Here is a 3,353-nt window from a genome sequence, read left to right on the forward strand (position 1 = left end):
CCCTCAAAACGCTGCTGGTGCAATTGGAGCTCAAAGGTGTGATCGCGCCGCGCTACGCGTTTTACGCTGAGTACCGGTTCAAGTACCTGATCGAGCCCGACGCTTTACTGGCGCGGTTTCCCGGTGAAACCACCGCGGAAAACACCCCGCTGAAAGTCAACGGCATGCTCTACGTGTGTACGCCGCACAGCCAGGTGATTGCCCTCGACCCGGATACCGGCAAGGAAATCTGGCGTTTCGATCCGAAGATCACCACCCAAGGCGCCGAGAGCTTCAAAGGTTGGGCGCACATGACCTGCCGTGGCGTGTCGTATCACGATGACGCCGTCTATGCCTCCGAGCAGAGCCCAACCGGCAGCGCCAGCCCGGCTGCCGCACCGAACGCCTGCCCGAAACGCATCTTCGTACCGACCGCCGACACCCGTCTGATCGCCCTGAACGCCGACACCGGCAAGATGTGTGAAGACTTCGGCGACAAAGGCCAGGTCGACCTGCGTGCCAATATCGGCAGCTTCGCCCCAGGCGGTTACTACTCCACCTCGCCACCGGCCGTGACCAAAAACCTGGTAGTGATCGGCGGTCACGTCACCGATAACGTCTCCACCGACGAGCCCAGCGGCGTGATCCGTGCGTTCGACGTACACACCGGCAAGCTGGTGTGGAACTGGGACAGCGGCAACCCGGACGACACCACCCCGTTGGCCGAGGGCAAGACCTACACCCGCAACTCGCCGAACATGTGGTCCATGTTCGCCGTGGATGAAAAACTCGGCATGCTTTACCTGCCGATGGGCAACCAGATGCCCGACCAATACGGCGGCGACCGTACCGAAGACTCGGAAAAATACAGCGCCGGCCTGACCGCCCTGGACATCGACAGCGGCCACGTGAAGTGGACCTTCCAGTTCACCCACCATGACCTGTGGGACATGGACGTGGGCGGCCAGCCGTCGCTGATCGACATCAAGACCGACGCCGGCGTGAAGCAAGCGGTGATGGCGTCGACCAAACAAGGCAGCATCTACGTGCTGGACCGCGCCACGGGCCAGCCAGTGGTGCCGATCCACGAAGTGGCCGTACCGCAAGGCGCCGTCGCGGGCGATCACACCTCGCCGACGCAACCGAAGTCTGACCTGAACTTCATGCCACCGCCGCTCAAAGAGCGTGACATGTGGGGCGTGACCCCGTTCGACCAGATGCTGTGCCGCATCGATTTCAAATCCATGCGCTACGACGGTGCTTTCACTCCACCATCGCTGCAAGGTTCGATCGTCTACCCGGGTAACTTCGGCGTGTTCGACTGGGGCGGCATTTCCGTCGACCCCGTGCGCCAGATCGCCTTCGTGAACCCGAGCTACATGGCGTTCAAATCGAAACTGATCCCGGCCGCCGACATCGCCAAGCAGGGCCCACGCGTCAGCGAAACCGAAGGCGTGCAGCCAAACAAAGGCGCGCCCTACGGCGTGATCCTCGAAGCGATGCTGTCGCCGATGGGCCTGCCGTGCCAGGCGCCAGCGTGGGGTTATGTGGCGGCGGTCGACCTGACCACCCACAAAACCATCTGGATGCACAAGAACGGCACCGTGCGCGACAGCTCGCCGGTTCCGGTCCCGCTGACCATGGGCGTGCCTAGCCTGGGCGGCACCTTCACCACCGCCGGTGGCGTGTCCTTCCTGAGCGGCACCCTCGACCAGTACCTGCGTGCCTATGACGTGAAAAACGGCAAGCAACTGTGGGAAGGTCGCCTGCCAGCCGGTGCGCAAACCACACCGATGACCTACACCGGCAAGGACGGCAAGCAGTACGTGCTGGTCATGGCCGGCGGTCACGGTTCCCTGGGCACCAAGCAGGGTGACTATGTGATGGCGTTCAAACTGCCGGATTAAGCGTTACCGGCAGCACAACAAAGGCGGCTTCCCTCGCGGGTAGCCGCCTTTTTTACTGCGTTTTTTTCACAGCAGAACGTGTTCGCGCCGCATCCACCGCTCGAACGCCATCGCGGTCAACGGCCGGCTGATCAAGTAACCCTGGGCGGTGTCGCAATTCCACTGTTTGAGCAGCGCCAGGCTGGGCTCGAACTCAACCCCCTCGGCCACCACCTTGAGCCCCAGGTTGTGGCTCATTTCGATGGTGGAGCGCACGATCACGCCGTCGCCGCTGGTGCTGTCGAGGTTGCGCACAAAGGACTGATCGATCTTCAGTTCCTGCACCGGCAGGCGCTGCAATTGCGCCAGCGACGAATAGCCGGTGCCGAAGTCATCCACCGACAGGCTGATGCCGCAGCCGCGCAGTTGTTCCAGCACGCGGAGCGCCTGTTGCGGGTTGTGCATGATCGCGCTTTCGGTGATCTCAAAAATCAATTGCTGGGCCAGTACGCCGTATTGCAGCAGCAAGGCAGTGACGCGAATCGCCAGGTCGTCATCGGCCAAGTCGTCCACCGAAATATTCACCGACAGTTGGATATGCAGACCACTGCGCGCCCACTCGGCGATCTGGCGGATGGCTTCTTCGATCACCCACAACGTCAGGCTGCCTATGCTGCCGGTGCGTTCGGCCAGGGGGATGAATTCGACAGGCGACACCAGGCCCAGGGTCGGGTGCTGCCAGCGCAGCAAAGCCTCGGCCTGGCGCACATGGCCGTGCTTGAGGTCGAGCTTGGGCTGATAGCACAGGAATAACTCACCTTCGAGGGCGGCGCGGCGCAGGTCGCGGATCAGCGTGATTTGGCGCTGGTGCGCCAGGTCGCGGTCCTGCCGGTAGATCTGCAGATAGCCGGGCAAGGCCGCCGCATCATGGCGGGCAATGGCGGCGCGGCTGATCAGTTCGTCGACCTGCTGGCCGTCGGTGGGGTACGCGGCGATGCCGATGCTCACTTCATGGCGCAGTTCGTCGTTGCCGATGCGCTGGGGTTCGGTGATCAGCGCATAAAGACGGTCGGCACGGGCCACGGCGCGGTCGATCTGGGTGTTTTCCAGCAGCACCAGAAACTCGCTGCCGGTGATGCGCGCCGCCGTGTCGCTGGCCAGCAGGCTCATGGACAAACAGCGGCTGGCTTCGCGGAGCATTTGCTCGACGCCTTGCGGGCCGAAGCCTTCATTGATCAACCGGTAGTTTTCAATCCCCAGGTACAGCAACACCACCGGGCGCTGCGCACTGATCGCACTGCCCAGGCGCTCCATGGCCAGGGCCCGATTGGGCAGACCGGTGAGCGGGTCATGCAGGGCGTTATGGGCCAGTTGCCGTTCGCGCACGGCAATCCCGCTTTGCATGGCGTTGAAGGCGCGGGCCAGCAGGCCGAATTCATCGTTGCCGCGCACCCGCACCGGCGTGCGGTAGTCACCGGCGCCGATGCG

General features: G+C 63.2%; 2 protein-coding genes. One reads left to right on the plus strand and one right to left on the minus strand.

Features of this window, described 5'->3' with window-relative positions; genetic code table 11:
• A partial coding sequence (locus tag L9Z73_RS27850) for a membrane-bound PQQ-dependent dehydrogenase, glucose/quinate/shikimate family (RefSeq protein ID WP_247407935.1) occupies positions 1–1,886 on the plus strand: 1,886 nt, incomplete at its 5' end.
• A gap of 66 nt (positions 1,887–1,952) precedes the next feature.
• Here L9Z73_RS27850 and L9Z73_RS27855 read toward each other — a convergent pair.
• The coding region (locus L9Z73_RS27855) for a bifunctional diguanylate cyclase/phosphodiesterase (protein ID WP_247407936.1) at positions 1,953–3,353 on the minus strand (1,401 nt) is incomplete at its 5' end.

This window comes from Pseudomonas emilianonis, assembly GCF_023072625.1.
GTDB lineage: Bacteria > Pseudomonadota > Gammaproteobacteria > Pseudomonadales > Pseudomonadaceae > Aquipseudomonas > Aquipseudomonas paraveronii.